The sequence below is a fragment of the Rhodobacteraceae bacterium IMCC1335 genome (assembly GCA_039640495.1).
GTDB lineage: Bacteria > Pseudomonadota > Alphaproteobacteria > Rhodobacterales > Rhodobacteraceae > Thalassovivens.
In genome coordinates this window covers 1,359,824-1,378,024 of the sequence record CP046864.1, presented here as the reverse complement: position 1 = coordinate 1,378,024, position 18,201 = coordinate 1,359,824, and the positions used below count along the sequence as shown (strand labels likewise).

Here is an 18,201-nt window from a genome sequence, read left to right as displayed (position 1 = left end):
TCATCCACGTTAGCTAAGCAGAAGATCAATCTGACTACCCAGTCTCAGATACAGTGCCATAAAATTGTCAAAAATCTTCTTTACGCAGTCATCTCAGCCATTACCTGCACCATGAAAGACGTGCCCTGATTCCACCTATTTCCCAAAACAGAAAAGCCAAATTATGGCCTGCTTTTAAAAGGCAACCCGATAGAGCCGTACCAAAATTCAATCTGGTGCTGGTCGGACAAAACGGGCGGCTGGAATTTGAAGTAATCCTTTTTTTAGCCTCGCTGCGGGCCAATAGCCCAAAATTCGCAGGGCAGGTGTTTATTGCTGAACCGCGCTTTAACCAAGCCTGGACGAATAACCCAATGATCCGCTCTCAGCACAGGCAAAATTTGATTGCAGAGCTTGGTGCAGAATTCATTGCCTTTGACAATAAGGTTTTCGGCGAAAGCTACCCCTACGGAAACAAAATAGAATGTTTAACAGCCATTCCCGACGACAAACCCTTTTTGTTTTTTGACAGCGATACGCTGATCTTGGATGAGCTCTGCGATGTGCCCTTTGATTTTTCGCGCCCAACTGCCTCGCTGCGCCGCACAGCAACTTGGCCACAACCTTTGGGGCCAGGGCATCACTATTCGGATATCTGGAAAGATTGTTATGACATCTGTGGCGTAGACTATCCTTCCTCGCTTGATAAACAATTTTCAGCTCAGGATTGGCGACGGTACTTATATTTTAATGCCAGCTTTTTCTTTCACGAAAACCCAACTAAATTCGGCGCGCGCTTCCTAGAGTTTGCCCAAAGGATCAAAACCAGCACGCGCCCTCGGATCACCCGACAATCTTTAGACCCTTGGCTGGACCAAGTGGTTTTGCCAATGGTTATTCACAGCTTTGGGGGGGGCAAACACACGCTTGCTCGGGGATGGCTGGACGCAAAAACCAGCTGTCATTATCGCAGAATACCCCTTCTTTACGCTCGAGAGGATGATCGGGTCATCGCTAAATTGGAACAACTTGCAGACCAGAGCAACATCCGCGCGCGTCTGTCGCAGCACCCGGCTTTTCAGCGGATGATTTATCAAAAACAAGGGCGCCGTTTGCGCGGAATGATTGATCGCAGCCATCAACCAATCTGTGAGGTTGCGCTGCGTAATAAATTAAAAGCTTTGGGGTATTGGATCCGCTGAACAGAAAAATCGGTTTTCGCCGGAAAGCCTTGCAAGTTCAAAGTTGGACAAAGCTCCCAAAAAGGAAATACTTTCCCAATAATGGCGAAAAAATAGGATATTATGTTCCTAATTTAGGCGAGCAAGCGCTTTAGGTAGAATAATAGCATTGTTTAAACAGCCTGACTTTCTTATCACAGCGGAGACAGATTTAGGAGTTAGATCGATGACAAACGAAACAACCTACGGGTTTGATACATTACAAATACACGCGGGCGCCCGGCCTGATCCAGCCACTGGCTCTCGGCAAACACCAATCTATCAGTCGACAGCGTTTGTGTTTCGAGATGCCGATCACGCAGCCGCTTTGTTTAACCTGCAAGAAGTTGGCTATATTTACTCGCGATTGACCAATCCAACCGTGGCCGTATTGCAAGAACGCATTGCAACCCTAGAGGGCGGCGTGGGCGCGGTTTGTTGTTCATCCGGACATGCCGCACAAATTATGGCGCTGTTTCCACTGATGCAGCCTGGGCGCAATATCGTTGTTTCAACGCGGCTTTACGGCGGCTCAATCACGCAGTTCAGCCAAACAATTAAACGCTTTGGCTGGAGCGCAAAATTTGTAGATTTTGATGATCTTGACGCGGTGAAAGCTGCAATTGATGATGACACGCGTGCGGTGTTTTGTGAGTCAATTGCAAACCCCGGCGGTTATATCACCGACCTGCCGGCGATCAGCGCGCTGTCCGATGAAGCGGGCCTACCCTTGATCGTCGATAACACCAGCGCTTCGGCATATCTCTGCCGCCCAATCGAACATGGCGCAACGCTTGTGGTGAATTCCACCACCAAATTCTTGACCGGCAATGGTACGGTCACGGGTGGATGTGTGGTGGATAGTGGGAAATTTGATTGGTCTGCTTCGGATAAATTTCCTTCGCTCAGCGCGCCAGAACCTGCATATCACGGGCTCAAATTTCATGAAACATTTGGGCCATTGGCCTTTACGTTTCACGGCATTGCAATCGGGCTGCGCGACCTTGGGATGACGCTTAACCCGCAATCAGCACATTATACGTTAATGGGCATTGAAACATTATCACTGCGCATGCAGCGACATGTTGAAAACGCCCAAAAAATTGCGGCTTGGCTTGAAACCCATGACGCCGTTGAAGCGGTGACCTATGCTGGGCTTCCCAGTTCGCCCTACAACCACCGCGTCGCAAAAATTTGCCCCAAGGGCGCGGGCAGCTTGTTTACAGTATCTTTGAAGGGCGGCTATAAAGCCTGCCTAAAATTCGTGGATAGTCTTGAAATTTTCAGCCACGTGGCCAATTTAGGCGACAGTAGATCATTGGTGATACATTCCGCCTCTACCACGCACCGACAGCTAAGCCCCGAACAGCAAATTGCAGCAGGCGCTGGGCCAAATGTAGTTCGCCTCTCAATTGGAATCGAAGATAGTGACGATTTGATCGCGGATCTGAAGCAAGCGCTTGAGATTGCAAAATTCGTTTAAACACTTTTGGTCAAGCTGGCTATTCCGGCTTGGCCACTATTTCATACTGAGCAATCACCGACTGCCTGAACACAACGTCTTTTGGCACAATTCCCGCCTCTGACAAGCCGCGCTGCGCGCTCAAAAAACCGGGGGGTCCACTGCGCTCGGCGACACTATCGGTCAGGCTGATCAATTGGCCCAATTTCACATCTGCAGCCTCTGCGTAATCCTGCGCTTTTACCAGCGCGTCTTTCATGGCGTTTTGTCGAGCTTGGCTTTGCCAACGAGCCTCATCCTTGGTTAGAAAAACCAGATTTCCCAATGCCGTTACCCCAAAGTCGAGGCCGATTTGAACAATTTCTGGAAAGGCAGGAAGATGGTTGATTGTGACCTCCAGCCGCGTAGTGGCGCTATAATCCAGCAATTTAGGTGGTTGCCGATCAATATATTGAAAATTTGGTGACAGTGATAAAACCGAGCTTGCCAGATCCTCTTTGGGCAAGCCAAAAGCTTCAAGGGCGGCGAGGATTGAGGCTGTTTTTGAACTGAGCGCGCTCATTGCTGAGGCCGGTGCATCAGCGCGGGCTTCAATTGTCCAGGTCAACTTTGCCTGGTCAGGTTTAACCTTGACCACTGCCACGCCGGTGACCGTCAGCATTCTGACAGGCTGGGTTGCGAATGCCAGCTGCGATGAAAAAATCAAACAGACCGCGAGGTAAATGATATTTCTGCAGATAAAATGTTTAAAATACATAAGCGCTCCTTCATTTCCAGCAAGGGATTTACGCCACGTGACAGACGCAACTATAGCGCAATTTTATGCCTGCCGCGATAGTTTTGCTTTTCCCGCACGCCATCCTAGTCTAGAAGGACGTAGTCGCGGTCCAACCGAGCCTTGCTGTAAAAGATAAACTCGAGCAAATGAAACCAGACTTTGCCCTTTCCCTTTCCTTCGATGGCATCACTTTGCTGCATCGAACAAAACCGGGCTGGGATATTATTGGCACGGCAAAATTGGACGCTGCAACTTTCGAAAATGACGTTGCTGATATCCGGCGCAAGGCGTTGAGCCTTGATGCACGAGCCGATAGCGTAAAACTTGTGATACCGAACGAACAAATTAAGTTCATTAAATTGCTTCGGCCTGACGGCGCGCAATCAAACGATATAGAGACGGTCATATTAGACCATCTACAAGGGGCAACCCCCTATCATGTCTCCGAATTGCGCTTTGATTGGATCGCCTCAAAAAATGATCTTTACGTGGCGGCTGTCGCGATTGAAACGCTGCAAGAGGCAGAAAATTTTGCCGAGGCCCATAGCTTTAAACCTTTGGGAAATGTTGCGATACCGCCCAAAGACAGTTTTATCGGTGAAGTATTTTTTGGCACCGCGCTCGGCGGCCAACAGCAAATGGAATGGTATGATCAGGAAATTGATATTTCCCCATCGCCCAGCCCAGAAGCGCTTTTGAAAATCGCCCCCAAACCACTCCCACCAGAGCCACCCATTGCGCGCAACAAAGGACATATAGAGGCGCAACTAGAGGCGCAACAAAAGCCGGCTAGCCCCTATCCAAAACAGCCTCGTCTTCCAACCCAACTGACCAAACAAATCAACGAAGAAGCTGAAAATATCCCCGTCAGCCTGAATGATCTTGGCACTGCCTTCCCCCGCATTCTCTCTCAAATTGAAGGAAAGTTAGAAGGGCAAGAGCAGGCTGATAAGCCTGCAGTTTTCGATGTAAGCGCGGCTCGGGTTCCCGGAAACGCTGCATCCCCCCCTGCTGACCCGATCTTGAAAAGACGCGGCTTTAAAAACAGAGTTACAGCCGAGAAGATCCGAAACGTTCTGCGTCAAATCAAACAACGCCTAAGCGCAGGCATTAGCGCGCTCATGGCCGCTTTAAAAACGCTACTGCAAGCGGTTCTTCGCCAAAGCCAACTGGTCGGCGCAGGCACCGCGCAATTTATAAAAACCTGTAGGCACAAGCTGCTTGTTGAAGGCATTGTACCGCTGGTACAAACACTGCGCCCTATTCTACGCAAAAACGTCCTGAAGGCGCGGGATTGGGGACTTCCTGTTGTGCTGCTTAGCGCTTCTGTGCTTCTGGCTGGGTTTACAGCAACATATTTCATTGTAACGCGAGGCGCCAATCCGAAAACTGATATTGCGTTGAAAATGGAAACGGTAAACGCAGAGGCAGAGGCAGAGGCAGAGGCAGAGGCAGAGGCAGATAGACAAATCGACGTTTTGCGATCGATACAAGAGCTCTCGCCAGCTCCAGAAACAGAACGGCGCCGGGGTTTAACCGGGCTGGAAGGTTTTATCACAAGCGATACGCAGACAAAGGCAGAGGTGTTCAGCGAAACGCCATTGCTCGGCCTATCCGAGCTTCAAACATCTGCCGGTTTTGACCTTTCTATTGTAGAAAAACTGCCAATGAAACGGGCGCTGTCGCGCTTAGACAGCCTGGCAACACCCAGTTCAACTGATACGCGCAATGGAACAGAGCTTGCACCGGAAGCTAAAATCGAGATTCCACAAACGGCTAGGTCTTCCCAGCTTAATACGCCTGAATTCATCCCCAATGGGCCAATGACCCCCGAAGAGCTTCGGCGCGTTTATGTATCGACAGGGGTTTGGCCAATGGCCCCCAAAGCTCCATATCAAGCAAGTGCGAAAACGCTTGAAGATTTATATATCGCATCAATTGATGCAGATATTCGCGCGCATGATCCGGTTATTTTGCAAAGCCCGGATGAATTTTTGACCGATAGTACAAAAGATCTTGCAATCCCTCTGCTGAGAAAGGCGAAACCTCTAGGGCTTGCAACGGGGGATCCGGCTATCGAAATGCAGAAGCAACCTTCTGCAGAAACGCTTGTCTCGCCCAGTATGAATGCGCTGCGCGTATTGCCAGATGTGACGCTGAGGCCGCCTTCAATGGCGCCGCAACCTTTGGCCGAATTGACTCCATCGATCATAACGCAAGACAGCAATAAAACGGCAATATCACAACCGGATGCAGTACCCTCGATTGATGCGTTAACGCGGCTTGACCCTCCCAGCGTGACTGGCTTTGGGAACCAAGCAAGGGACCCGATTTTTGAAAGTGCGTCTACCGAAGACGCCCAAAACCAAGGCTCAGAAACCAACCTGACCTCTGAACTCGCCTTAAAACCGCCTTCAGTTTCCTCAGACGAAGAAACCGTTGCCAGCGCCGATCCGCAAACACCACGCGCACCCGAGCCTGCGATAGATATGCTCGCCCAAAGCCGGCCTCTTATCCGCCCGCAAGCCCTTGTAGCAGCCTTACGTGCAAAAGAAAAAGCCTTTGAAGAGGCGCTTAACACCTCTATCCGACCTAAAATCCGGCCAGAGCTTACAGAACTTGCTCAATCTGATACTTTGATAAGCCGTTTGTTCAGCGCCTTGGATGAAGGGGATGAAGCCAATGTCGATTCCCCCGTAGCAGACGAACCAAGCAGCGCGCGGGTAAGTGAACGCGCAACGTTGGAAAAAGGGCTCAATCTCCGAAAAGTGAATTTGCTCGGCACCTATCGGTTTGGAAACAGCCGGAAAGCCCTGATTCTTATGCCAAATGGGTCGAAGCGGATGGTAAAAGTGGGAGACCGCTTGGATGGCGGACAGGTGGCCGCCATTGACGAAGAAGAATTGCGCTATATCAAGTCAGGTCTCAATATCATTTTATCCATGCCAAGCGGGTAAGCTCTGTTGCTGGGCTGTATGCGTTGCAACACCCGTAAAAATACGAAAATTACACTAGGCGGTGCTTTCTTCGCTTACCCTTGCTTCCGCAAACGTCGACATCCCAGAATGACAGGCCAGTGCTGCCTGAAGAATTCCAATCGCAACCGCTGCGCCTGAACCTTCGCCGAGTCGCATCCCCAAAGATAAAAGCGGCTCTTTATCTAGCTGCGCCAAAACGCGTTTATGCGCTTGCTCGGCGCTTTCATGCCCCGCAACAGTATGATCCAAAACGGACGGGCTAATTTGCTGTAAACAGGCTGCCGCGGCGCAGCAAATAAAACCATCCAAAATCACCGGGATGCGCAGACAGCGAGCGCGCGCAATCGCGCCCGCCATGGCTGCCAATTCGCGCCCACCCAAACATTGTAAAGCTTTTAATCCGTCCTGCTGGGCCTCTGGGTTCATCTGCAAACCCGCAGCAATAACACGGGCTTTTTTCGCGATACCAGCCGCGTCAACACCGGTGCCCCTGCCCACCCAATCTTCCGCACGTGCGCCATAAAGTGCATGAGCAATCGCAGCTGCGGAGGTTGTATTTCCAATGCCCATCTCACCTGTGACCAACAGATCACAATCTTTAGACACCGCGTTCCAGCCTGTTTGCAACGCCAGAAGAAACTCATCCTCTTGCATCGCAGGTCCTTGCGTGAAATCTCGTGTTGGGCGATCTAACTCTAAGCCATATACCTGTAATTTCGCCCCAAAACAGGCGGAAAGCTGATTAATCGCGGCGCCCCCAGCTTGAAAATTAAGCACCATTTGTTCGGTAACTTCAGCTGGAAAAGCGGATATGCCTTGCGCGGTCACCCCATGATTGCCCGCAAAAATCAGCACTTCAGGTTGTGAAATAGACGCACGCGCATCCCCCCGCCAGGCGGCATACCATATGGCAAGCTCTTCCATCCGCCCCAAAGCACCAGCCGGTTTGGTCAATTGCATATTGCGTTGCTTGGCTGCAGCTTGGCTTTCAAGATCAAATGACGGCGCTTGACGCAGCAGATCAACGAATTGTGAAAGAGAAGAAAAAGTGTCCATAATCAGTTTTACCTTGTTCGCAATATACTCTTTGAGCTAGTTACCCAATTGCCATTAAAGTACAAGCATTTAAGAGGCATCCAACGAGTATTTACCGACATGACCCTGCATAAGATCACCACCTATTCTAGAGATGCGAAATTGGCGCTCAGCCTGCTCAGCCGTACACCTATCTCCGTAGAGGATGGCGCCTATCAGCGCGCGGCAAAGGCCGTGTGGGCTTATGGGCTTGTCGGCATTGTTTGGGGCGCTTTGGTTTGGGCTGTGGGTCTATGCGCAGTGGCTTTAAATATTCCATCTGGCCTAGCGGCGCTTATCGCCTTGGGCAGTGGTCTTATTTTCACCGGCGCGTTGCATGAGGATGGTCTGGCAGATTGCGCTGACGGCCTGTGGGGCGCCAATGAAAAACAGCGCCGCTTGGAAATTATGAAAGACAGCCAAATTGGCAGTTATGGAACCCTAGCGTTGGTTGTGTCCGTGCTCTTGCGTTGGCAGCTTATAAAAGAGCTGATGCTAGCAGAATTTGCCTTTGCGGGGCTGATTGTGACCGCCGTTCTTGCCCGCGCGGCCATGCCGCTTTTGATGGTATATCTACCGCATGCCCGAAGCAGCGGTTTATCGCATAGCGTTGGCAGGCCTCAGCCAAAACACGCCCTGATAGGGGTCGGCATAGCTGCCGTAATCGCGCTGTCCTTTGCAGGTCTGATCGGCTTGGCTGCTCTGCTCTGCGCAGGCTGCGCTGCCCTACTCTGTTCTACGATTGCCCAGCGCAAAGTCTCGGGGCAAACCGGCGATATTTTGGGAGCAACCGAACAGGTTTCAGAAATATTTGTGTTATTGGCAATCGTCGCGCTGTTACCGTAGCTGCACCTCAAATGAGAGACGCCTGACCAGACTGTCTCTGCTTTACGCGGCGCGAGACACCAAGACATCATCGACTTTTTTTGCCGCAGCAACCTCATCGCCATCTTCAACAGCCGCAACTTCGCGCGTTAGGCGTTCCAGCGCCGCTTCGTAAAGCTGACGTTCCGAATAGCTCTGCTCACGCTGATCATCGTTGCGATGTAAATCCCGAACAACTTCCGCGATGGCAATCAAATCGCCAGAATTAATCTTTTGTTCATATTCCTGTGCACGCCGTGACCACATGGCGCGCTTCACTTTTGCTTTGCCTTTGAGCGTGGTCATCGCACGGCCGACCACATCAGGAGAGCTTAATGCGCGCATGCCAATCTCAATCGCCTTATGCGTTGGAACGCGCAGAGTCATCTTGTCTTTTTCAAAAGACACAACGAATAATTCAAGCGTTATTCCAGCGATCTCTTGCTCTTCAATCGAAACGATTTGGCCCACACCATGCGCGGGATAAACAACAAATTCATTCGGACGAAAATCATTTCGTTTTGATTTGGACATTCAGTTCACCTTTCTTGCGGTTCTCTTTGGCCGAGTTGATAAACAAGCCTAAAACACAAGGCTTCTTTTTAACACAAACCCACCTTGGATGATTAGATGCGGGGCATCACACCACTTTTCGCTGCTCGTTTATGCGTTTGCGCGCTCTCTTAGCACAAAATCGAACTCGGCGCCAGAGAGGGGTTTTATTGCCGTTTATCCGCCCTCGCCGGCAGCCTCAGAAAAGTATTTTTCAAGCTTTCCGGTTTCACCGTCGCGCTCTTCGGCGTCAGGAAGCGGGTCTTTTTTGGTTATAATCACCGGCCAGAGGATCGAGTATTTGCGGTTAAATTCGACCCATTTTTCCATATCAGGCTCTGTGTCAGGACGGATGGCATCTGCAGGGCATTCCGGCTCACAAACGCCGCAATCTATGCATTCATCAGGGTGAATAACCAACATGTTCTCCCCCTCGTAAAAACAATCCACCGGGCAAACTTCAACGCAGTCGGTATATTTGCAGCCAATGCAACTGTCGTTCACAATATAGGTCATTCGTCGTCGTCCATTTCACATGTCTTCCAAGCCCTTAGCTAGAGCAGTCGAAAGAATCATTCAAGCCAATCATTGCGAAAATTACGAAGCGCGCGGCGTTCTCGTTTGGTGGGACGCCCTTTTTGATCCTGCCCCGGCGCTGGGTCTTGGGAGTCTTGCTTTGGCGTTAAATCGCGATAGAGCAACTGAGCCTCGCTAGCCGGTCCACGACGATGCCCCAAGGCTAAAACTTCAACAACGCGCACAGTTCGGCTGTGCACAACAGTAAGGACTTGTCCAATCGAAATACTCGTTGCTGGCTTCAAAACTTTTGTAGCGTTCACCCGTACATGGCCCGCTTCAATTTGTTTGCTGCTGAGGCTGCGGGTCTTAAAAAACCGCGCAAAAAACAGCCATTTGTCCAACCGTATTCGATCCGCCTCTGACACACTCAGCGATCCTGCGTTTTCAACCCCATCAAAGCAGCTGCAAACGGGTTATCTAGATCAATTTTCTGCGTTTTTTCTGGCTTGGCTGCAAAGGTTTGGGGGCCCTTTTTATCGCGCGATGGTTTTTGATTACCATTCGATTTGCGCGCCTGCTTTTCATCACCCGCCCGGTGTTTCGGTTTATGATGTCTGGGGGGGCTTTGTTTTTTGGCCACATGCCCCCAGGTGAATGTGTAGAACACTTCCAACTCGGGTGCGACGGTCTCAGCGCTTTGTGGTTGCGCGGGCGCTGATTGGCTATCTGCCTGCGCTGTCGAAGCTGCGCGCTGCTCTTCAGGGGGCTGCGCCTGAACCCGCTCTGAGCCTGAAGCAAGCGCTTCTGCAGCGCTCGGCGCCACCTTCGCGGGGTTGACGTCCAATGCTGCTTCTTGCGCCCCACCCCCAGCTCCAAACGCCTCCTTTTCTGACAAAGCGGTGGATATTTCTGGTTGATCCACCTCAGGCTTTGCACCGTCTACTGGATCTTGGGCAGCCTTGGTTTTTACGCGTTCCCCCTTCACCGCCTGATAGCCAAGACCTTTCATCAAATCGGCGAATTGCTCCAAAGTCATTCCGGTAATCGATAGCATATCTGCTTTTGCTTCAAACCCCGTCCGGCTGTTTTCGCCCCGCAGCATATCCGCCAAACGCTCGAGCATATCGATGCGAATAGCGCGGGTGCCCGCGTTGCGATAGCCACAAATCGTATCATACCCGCTTTCCGCATGCGCATCGACGGGAACCGTCACCAAACCGGGGGGCGGCGCTTCGGAAAAAGTTTGTAACCCTTTGGAAAGCGACCATAAGACCAACCGCAAGCGGGTGGGGGCGGGTTTCAGCAGCAAGGGCATAAATACGGTAAATTGACCGAAACGCACCCCATGTTTGCGCAATGCCCCACGCGCATCTTGATCCAAGGATTTCACATCTTCGGCAACTTGCGCGCGCGGTAGAATACCAAATCCCTCAACCATGCGATAGGCAAAGCCCCGCGCCAAACCGGTTAGGGTTTCATCGCGTTGTAAATTTATCAGCGGCTCAAACAGGCTAGCGATTTTGCGATCAATAAAATGCTGCAACCGCCGCTGTACTTTTTGCGTCACATCGGTGCCGGCCTCATCATCCACGAACACCGTGATCCGTGGTTTTAAAATATCATCTCCGGACACCAATTTACCGATCGCCTGCGTCCCCCACATCAAGCCGCCCTGCTCAGTAAAATCAATTTCCGTGTCCGGCGCATTGTAAAATCGATCCGCGCGCAGGTGAAAATGCGGCGTCAAGGCTTGTAAAGCCGCAGATTTGATGGTCTTTGCTTCTTGCCCGGTCGCGTCTTTATCCTGACGAAACTGAAAGCCTTCAAGCCGACCAACGAATTCTCCTTCGACGGTCACCTCACTATTTTCATTCACTTCGGCCAACAGGGCCTCCTTCTGTTTCAACCTGCGCAACAGCACCGAGGTTCTCCGATCCACAAACCGCTGCGTCAAACGCATGTGCAACGCGTCTGATAATCTATCTTCTACAGCGCGCGTCGTCACACGCCAATGATTTTCGTCATCTACCCAACCACTTCTTTGGCTGACATATGTCCAAGTGCGCACAAAAGCCAATCGCATTGACAATGTATCAATATCACCCTCGACGCGATCAATGCGTTTAAGATGCCCCGCAAGCCAATCATTCGGCAAATGCATATTGCCCTGTAAATGCTCGAAAACACTGCTGAGCAAGCTGACATGCTCAGCCATGCTTATCCCGCGAAAATCAGGGATTCGACAGATATCCCAAAGCAGGCGCACATGCTCTGGATGCTGCACTTGTTGGCGAATATCTTCGCTTTGCCATAAAGCCTGCAGCGCAAGGTAATCATCGGCCTCCCGAGCTTTTACCAAGAGATCATCTTGAGACGGTACAGACAGGCTATGGATCAACGCATCGATCGAAGAAAAATTCAAATCAGAATTGCGCCATTGCAGTTTCGAAATCGGCGTGAAGCGATTTTCAACGATAGCAGCCGCCATCCCTTCGTCAAGCGGGGGCGCCTCGCCCGTCACCCCAAAACTGCCATCCGACATCCCGCGCCCTGCGCGGCCGGCGATTTGCCCCAATTCATTTGGCGCCAAATCCCGCATCCGGCGACCATCAAACTTCGATAAACCTGCAAAAGCCACGTGATCGATATCCAAGTTTAACCCCATGCCAATCGCATCCGTGGCCACCAGATAATCAACATCCCCGTTTTGATACAGCTCCACCTGCGCGTTTCTTGTGCGCGGACTCAACGCCCCCATCACCACCGCTGCACCGCCTTTTTGACGCCGGATCAATTCGGCGATGGCATAAAGATTATCAACTGAAAAGCACACAATTGCGCTGCGGGCGGGCATTCTGCTAATTTTTTTAGAGCCCGTGTAACTGAGCGTGCTCAAACGGTCCCGCCGCATAAATTGCGCCTCTGGCACCAAATCTGAAATCACCTTTCGCATCGTGCCGGCGCCCAAAAACAGCGTTTCATGCAAGCCGCGCATGTGAATTATGCGATCCGTAAACACGTGACCTCGTTCGGGATCCGCGCAGAGCTGCACTTCATCAATCGCCACAAAATCTAACCCCATCGCTTGCGGCATGGCTTCGACGGTACAAATCCAATATTTGGTACGCGGAGGTACGATCCTCTCTTCGCCAGTGACTAATGCCACAACCGATGGGCCGCGCAGGGCAACAATTTTATCGTAGACCTCACGCGCCAATAGTCGCAATGGCAAGCCAATAATTCCAGTGCGATGGGCGAGCATGCGTTCAATGGCATAATGGGTTTTACCGGTATTTGTGGGCCCTAGAACGGCGACCACCCGCGCAGATTGCTGCATCTTACCCTCTAGGATTAAAGCGTCTTCTCGCCGGTCGCCGATGCAACGCGATCTCTGGCGCTTTTTACGTCTTCTAAAAACGGATGTATAGTCAGAACCTTTGAATAGGCGGTAAATGCCAGATCAGGGCGTTCAAAATATTCAAAAATTTCGCCCAACAGCACCAGAGACGGATAATGCATGGCATCAAGCCTTAGGGCGGCTTGCAAATCTTCTATAGCGGGGCCGAAATAGCCAAGCTGTTTATAGGCGCGGGCGCGCCCATGCCGTCCTGAAGCAAACTTTGGCGCCATTTCAATCACGGCGCTAAAATGTTGCGCCGCCACATCGAACCGCTGCGCTTGAAAACTGTTTTCGCCGCGCCTGTATAGCAAATCAACGCCAGGCGAGCCGGACAAGGACCAAAGTAACTTTATTTCTCGCTCTATCGCGGCAAATTTTTCTGCGTCGGACGTGGCCAGCTCATTGTACAGAAGCTTGATTTGATCCGATCTATCCGCAGAGCAAAGCGTTGCACAAACTGAAATGAAGCCTGAGGCGACTAGGCATTTGATTGTTGTTCGAAAACTCTCCATAGGGTTAAGATAGTGGATGGATCACTTTATTCTAGTAAAAATGGAAAAGGGAATCGTGATGAGTGAAATCTTGGAACAGGCTGTCGCAGCGCTGACAAACAAAATGGGCGAGGCCTCTTTTGGTGGTTCTGCTAAATTCGATATCGACGGCGAAGGGTGCATTATGATCGACGCTGCGGGCGTGCGCGCTGGCGATGAAGAGGCAGAGGTAACGCTTCGGGCAAATACAGAGACGTTTCAAGACATTTTAGCGGGTGATTTAGATCCTGCATCTGCCTTCATGAGTGGACGTTTGACTATTGATGGTGACATGGGCGTCGCCATGCAGCTGGGCAGCGCGCTTGGGTAAGGGGACCAACACGTTCAAACGCTATTCGGCCAGCCCCCCTATGGTGCGCGGGGCGGCCTAATCTAAGCGATCTTTTTAACCGTTTTTAAGTGAGCTTATGCACGCCTTTGGCAACCGCAGCAGCACCAGCGCGCAGCCAATTATGCTCAGAAGCCACAAAAAACACCGTTAAGCCATATTTCTCGTGCCATTCTGCAGCTTGCTCTACAGTACCCACAAAGCTCATATACGCCTTATTCGAGGCGCGCGCCGCCTCGCCCACGCTGCGCAATGCTGCTTGCAATTCTTCGCTGGTTTGATCGGTTTTACCATAGCCAACCGATAAATCAGCCGGCCCAACAAACAGACCATCAATCCCCTCGATTGAGGCAAGATCCTTTGCAACAAGAACCGCCTCTGGCTCTTCCACCTGAGCGATCACAACGGTTTCATCACGCGACTTTCGCAAAAGTTCGGGCATTGATTGCGTGGCATAACCGGCCCAGCGCGTCGATCCGGCATAACCCCGACCGCGATGCCCGAACCGCGCCATACGGGTAATCGACTGCGCTTTTTCAACGCTGTCAACATGGGGCACAACAATACCAACCGCGCCATAATCTAAAGCCTGCAAAATTTCGCGCTCGCTGCCGTCACCCACCCGAATCAAAATTGGGAAATCAAGCGCTGTTGCAACGGCAATAGATTGATCCATGGCGGCCCGATCAAATGGCGCATGTTCGGCATCCAAACATAAAAAGTCTAATCCAGACTGCGCCAAAATCTCAATCATGATGTAATGTGGTGTTTTCAGGAAGGTTCCCGCTAAAGGAGCCCCCGATAACATTTTTCGCCGAAAATCCGATATGCGTGACATTATATACCCCATGTGTTTGATGCGCAGTGTACGCTGCGATCTTACAGATGCAAGGGTGGCCTCAGCCCAGCTTTGATCTATGTTTGGGCGATGAGCAAACCAGCACTTCTTCGTTTCACGGATCGTGGGATATATTGCCCCGCCGGAGAGTTTTACATTGACCCGTGGCGCCCCGTGGATCGTGCGCTTCTCACCCACGGTCATGCCGACCACGCCCGCCCTGGGCATAACAGATATCTCAGCACGGATATTGCTGCTCCTGTGATATCGCATCGCTTAAACAATCCCGTATTGGAAACCATCCGCTATGGAGAAACCAGAAAGATTAAAGATGCGCTGGTCTCGTTTCACCCCGCCGGCCATATCCCTGGCTCTGCCCAAATTCGCATTGAGGTTGCAGGTGAAACATGGGTGGTATCAGGCGATTACAAAATCGAAAATGATGGATTAACAACACCTTTTGAGCCGTTGAAATGTCATAGCTTTATTAGCGAATGTACCTTTGGCCTTCCGGCGTTTCAATGGCAACCTCAAAATACCGTATTTGATCAGATTAACGCTTGGTGGGCAGAAACGGCCAAAGCCGGCAAATGCTGCCTTCTGGGCGCCTACGGTCTGGGCAAGGCGCAGCGGTTGCTATGCGGCTTGGATGCCACTATCGGTCCAATCTTAACGCATAGCGCCACAGAAGCCACCAATCATATTTTGCGCGATCAGGGTTTTGATCTTCCCAAAACTCAAAAAATTATGCCAGATACGGATCGCAAAGCCCAACGCGGTGCGCTAATTTTGGCGCCTCCTTCGGTATTTGGCAGCGCCTGGGCCAAACGCTTTGGCGAAACTTCAACAGGTTTCGTCAGCGGTTGGATGGCGCTGCGCGGTATTCGGCGGCGGCGTGGTTTTGATCGGGGCTTTGTTTTATCCGATCATGCGGACTGGCCGGCTTTAAACGCTGTTGTCAAAGAAACTGGCGCAGAAAACATATATGTTACGCATGGTTACACTGATATATTCAACAACTGGTTGAACGATCAGGGCTATAATTCATCCATTGTAAAAACCGATTTTACGGGGGATGAAGCTGAGCTGCCTGAGGAAGAGAGCGCCGAATGAAAGCCTTTGCGCAGCTGATCAAAACACTGGATGAAGCCAGTCAAACCAACGCGAAGCTTGCGGCGCTATCTGAATATTTTAAAAGCGCCGCGCCTGAAGATCGCGTCTGGTGCATTGCTCTATTTTCTGGCCGCAGGCCTGCGCGCAGCGTCACCACCACCGAAATGCGTATTTGGGCAGCCGAGGCGGCCGAGTTGCCGCTATGGCTGTTGGAAAACACCTATCACATTGTGGGTGATTTGGCCGAAACCATTTCGCTTTTACTGCCGCCTGCGCAGTACAAATCAACGCGCACGCTTCAGCAATGGATCCAAGCCCTTCTCAATTTGAAAGGTCAGGATCTGGCGACACGCAAAGGCTTCATGCTTTCAGCTTGGACAGAATGCGACGGGTATGAGCGTTTAGTGTTCAATAAATTAATCACGGGCGGCTTTCGCATCGGCGTCAGTCAAAAGTTGATGACGCGCGCTTTGGCCCAAGCAACCGGGCAGGATGCTGCCGATCTCGCTCATAAATTAATGGGTCAGTGGGATCCACAAACAACCAGTTGGGAAGATCTTATTCTTGCGCAAAACGCCCGTATCAATCTATCGCGCCCCTATCCGTTTTGCCTTGCACATGCCTTAGATACAGAGCCCACAAAACTGGGCGACATCAGCGCGTGGTCTGCCGAATGGAAATGGGATGGCATACGCGCCCAAGTGGTGGTGCGCGAGCAAACCTGTTTCATCTGGTCGCGGGGTGAAGAGATGGTGAACAATCAGTTTCCCGAGCTGGCCCCTTTGGCTGAACAATTACCACATGGCACCGTGATCGATGGCGAATTATTGGCTTGGGCAGATGACAAACCCCTGCCCTTTAATTATTTACAAAAACGCCTTGGGCGCAAAACAGTGCCGTCGAGCCTGCTCAAATCTGCGCCAATACGGCTGTTAGCCTATGACCTGCTCGAGGAGAAAGGCACCGATATACGCGCGCAACCCTTCGCGCAGCGTCGCTCCGCATTGGAGGCGCTTTTGCAAACGCATAACGCGAAGGATGTGATCATCCCTTCACTCGCACTTCCAGCTAAAAGCTGGGAGGACTTGGCAGAATATCGGGCCGCCGCGCGATCTAAGCTGGCGGAAGGTTTGATGATAAAATCACGCCAGAGCCCCTATATCGCCGGGCGCAAAAAGGGGCATTGGTGGAAATGGAAGCTAGATCCGCGCACCGTTGACGGCGTGATGATCTATGCTCAAGCCGGACATGGGCGGCGGGCCAACCTCTATACTGATTTCACCTTTGCTGTATGGGATGGCCCAACGCTCGTACCCTTCACCAAAGCCTATTCGGGGCTAAGCGATGCCGAATTTCGCAAAATTACTGCCTGGGTGCGCAAAAATACGCTGCAACGATTTGGCCCCGTGCGCCAGGTCACGCCGCAGCATGTTTTTGAAATAGCCTTTGAAGGCATCCAAGAAAGCACGCGCCATAAATCAGGTATTGCACTGCGCTTTCCGCGTATGGCACGCTGGCGCAGCGATAAAAAACCAGAGGATGCAAATACCTTGGCCGACTTAAAGGAAATGCTTCATGTCCAGCCCTAAGCCAACCGCGCCCGCCCCGGCCTTGGCGCGCCCCCCTCACAAAAAGGCGCGGCCGGGCAGTTGCGATACGCATGTCCATCTTCTAGCCGCAGCAAACGAATTTCCGCTCTATGAGGGCCGCGCGGAAGACCCCCCGAGCGGTCATACATTTCAAGAGTGGATCAGGCTGTATCGTCGTCATCTGGAAAATTTGGGCTGCACCCGCGGGGTTATCGTGCATTCAATTTTTTACGGCACAGATAATAGCGTGACCGTGGCGGCCCTGCGCGAAATGGGCGCAGGTTTTCGTGGCATTGGCTTGCTTCCCGATCAGGCTTCAGAAGCCGATCTTGACCAATTCGTAGCCTGGAACATGGCTGGCGTGCGGCTGAATTACGTCCATGGGGGTGTTTTAAGCTGGAAAGGCGCCAAAGCAATGGCGCCGAAACTGGCCGATCGGGGTTTGCATATTCAAATGCTTATGCATGCCCATCTGCACATGAACGAATTACAAACCGACCTGCAAAACCTGCCTGTGCATGTGTGTTTTGATCATATCGGATGGCCCGACTTAACGCTTGGAACAGGCAATGCCGGGCTTGAGGCACTGTATCAAATGTTGGATAGCGGCAAGGTTTGGATCAAATTGTCAGGCCTCTACCGGCTGGCAAATGCCCCGTATTTTGACACGGATGAAATTGTTTCAAGGCTCGTGCGCGCCAATCCAGAGCGCTGCCTATGGGGATCAGATTGGCCCCATATCATGCTCAACGGCGCTGAAATGCCCGATGCGGGGTCTTTGATGGATGCGTTTTATCGCGTGGTCAGCGATGAAAAAACGCGCGATCAAATTTTGATTGAGAACCCCAAGAAACTTTACGGCTTCGCCGATTGATCTGCTTAGCACCTTGCCAAAACTGCCAGTCCGCGCGAGCGCGCAACAGGCCCTTGTAACTCAAAACCCAGCGGCTTATCTC

16 protein-coding genes are annotated in these 18,201 nt (G+C 51.5%); 8 read left to right on the top strand and 8 right to left on the bottom strand.

Annotated features, from left to right (window positions below):
* The first annotated feature begins 212 nt into the window (after window positions 1-212).
* The gene (locus GN241_06570) at window positions 213-1,181 is read left to right on the top strand and encodes a hypothetical protein (GenBank protein XAT57059.1); all 969 of its coding nucleotides are present in this window, start codon (window positions 213-215) and stop codon (window positions 1,179-1,181) included.
* A gap of 205 nt (window positions 1,182-1,386) precedes the next feature.
* Window positions 1,387-2,682 carry an aminotransferase class I/II-fold pyridoxal phosphate-dependent enzyme gene (locus GN241_06565; protein XAT57058.1) on the top strand — a complete coding sequence of 432 codons (1,296 nt, stop codon included), beginning with the start codon at window positions 1,387-1,389 and terminating at the stop codon, window positions 2,680-2,682.
* A gap of 19 nt (window positions 2,683-2,701) precedes the next feature.
* Here GN241_06565 and GN241_06560 read toward each other — a convergent pair whose 3' ends face one another.
* Complete coding sequence (locus GN241_06560; GenBank protein ID XAT57057.1) at window positions 2,702-3,418, bottom strand: DUF541 domain-containing protein; 717 nt, start codon at window positions 3,416-3,418, stop codon at window positions 2,702-2,704.
* A 167-nt stretch (window positions 3,419-3,585) separates the two neighbouring features.
* On the opposite strand from GN241_06560, the gene GN241_06555 reads away from it, so the two are divergent.
* On the top strand, window positions 3,586-6,396 hold the full coding sequence (locus tag GN241_06555; GenBank protein XAT57056.1) for a hypothetical protein: 2,811 nt from the start codon (window positions 3,586-3,588) through the stop codon (window positions 6,394-6,396).
* A 54-nt stretch (window positions 6,397-6,450) separates the two neighbouring features.
* Here the strand turns inward: GN241_06555 and cobT are convergent, their stop codons facing one another.
* Entirely contained in the window at window positions 6,451-7,473 is a 1,023-nt protein-coding gene (cobT, locus tag GN241_06550) for a nicotinate-nucleotide--dimethylbenzimidazole phosphoribosyltransferase (protein XAT57055.1), read from the bottom strand.
* Window positions 7,474-7,572: 99 nt separating this feature from the next.
* Between cobT and cobS the strand changes: the two genes are divergently transcribed.
* Entirely contained in the window at window positions 7,573-8,337 is a 765-nt protein-coding gene (cobS, locus tag GN241_06545) for an adenosylcobinamide-GDP ribazoletransferase (protein ID XAT57054.1), read from the top strand.
* Window positions 8,338-8,379: 42 nt separating this feature from the next.
* Here cobS and GN241_06540 read toward each other — a convergent pair whose 3' ends face one another.
* From GN241_06540 to GN241_06520, 5 genes are all read right to left on the bottom strand, one after another.
* Entirely contained in the window at window positions 8,380-8,889 is a 510-nt protein-coding gene (locus GN241_06540) for a CarD family transcriptional regulator (protein XAT57053.1), read from the bottom strand.
* A 195-nt stretch (window positions 8,890-9,084) separates the two neighbouring features.
* Window positions 9,085-9,423, bottom strand: a complete 339-nt coding sequence (locus GN241_06535; protein XAT57052.1) for a DUF3470 domain-containing protein — start codon at window positions 9,421-9,423, stop codon at window positions 9,085-9,087.
* 56 nt (window positions 9,424-9,479) lie between these two features.
* Window positions 9,480-9,851: an RNA-binding S4 domain-containing protein gene (locus GN241_06530; GenBank protein ID XAT57051.1), complete on the bottom strand. Its 372-nt coding sequence runs from the start codon at window positions 9,849-9,851 to the stop codon at window positions 9,480-9,482.
* Window positions 9,852-9,853: 2 nt separating this feature from the next.
* A complete protein-coding gene (locus GN241_06525; GenBank protein ID XAT57050.1) occupies window positions 9,854-12,763 on the bottom strand; it encodes a disulfide oxidoreductase in 2,910 nt (969 codons plus the stop codon).
* A gap of 14 nt (window positions 12,764-12,777) precedes the next feature.
* Window positions 12,778-13,338: a hypothetical protein gene (locus tag GN241_06520; protein XAT57049.1), complete on the bottom strand. Its 561-nt coding sequence runs from the start codon at window positions 13,336-13,338 to the stop codon at window positions 12,778-12,780.
* A 58-nt stretch (window positions 13,339-13,396) separates the two neighbouring features.
* On the opposite strand from GN241_06520, the gene GN241_06515 reads away from it, so the two are divergent.
* On the top strand, window positions 13,397-13,687 hold the full coding sequence (locus GN241_06515) for a sterol carrier family protein (GenBank protein ID XAT57048.1): 291 nt from the start codon (window positions 13,397-13,399) through the stop codon (window positions 13,685-13,687).
* Window positions 13,688-13,772: 85 nt separating this feature from the next.
* On the opposite strand, the gene GN241_06510 is transcribed toward GN241_06515, so the two are convergent.
* Complete coding sequence (locus GN241_06510) at window positions 13,773-14,543, bottom strand: aldolase (protein ID XAT57047.1); 771 nt, start codon at window positions 14,541-14,543, stop codon at window positions 13,773-13,775.
* Between the two features lie 90 nt (window positions 14,544-14,633).
* Here GN241_06510 and GN241_06505 point away from each other — a divergent pair, with 90 nt between their 5' ends.
* The 3 genes from GN241_06505 to GN241_06495 are packed head-to-tail and all read left to right on the top strand — an operon-like array spanning window position 14,634 to window position 18,119.
* Window positions 14,634-15,656, top strand: coding sequence for a ligase-associated DNA damage response exonuclease (locus GN241_06505; GenBank protein ID XAT57046.1), 1,023 nt, complete (start codon window positions 14,634-14,636; stop codon window positions 15,654-15,656).
* Window positions 15,653-17,245: an ATP-dependent DNA ligase gene (locus tag GN241_06500; protein ID XAT57045.1), complete on the top strand. Its 1,593-nt coding sequence runs from the start codon at window positions 15,653-15,655 to the stop codon at window positions 17,243-17,245. Before GN241_06505 ends, GN241_06500 begins: the two co-directional genes overlap by 4 nt.
* Window positions 17,232-18,119, top strand: coding sequence for an amidohydrolase family protein (locus GN241_06495; GenBank protein ID XAT57044.1), 888 nt, complete (start codon window positions 17,232-17,234; stop codon window positions 18,117-18,119). Before GN241_06500 ends, GN241_06495 begins: the two co-directional genes overlap by 14 nt.
* Window positions 18,120-18,201: the final 82 nt, after the last annotated feature.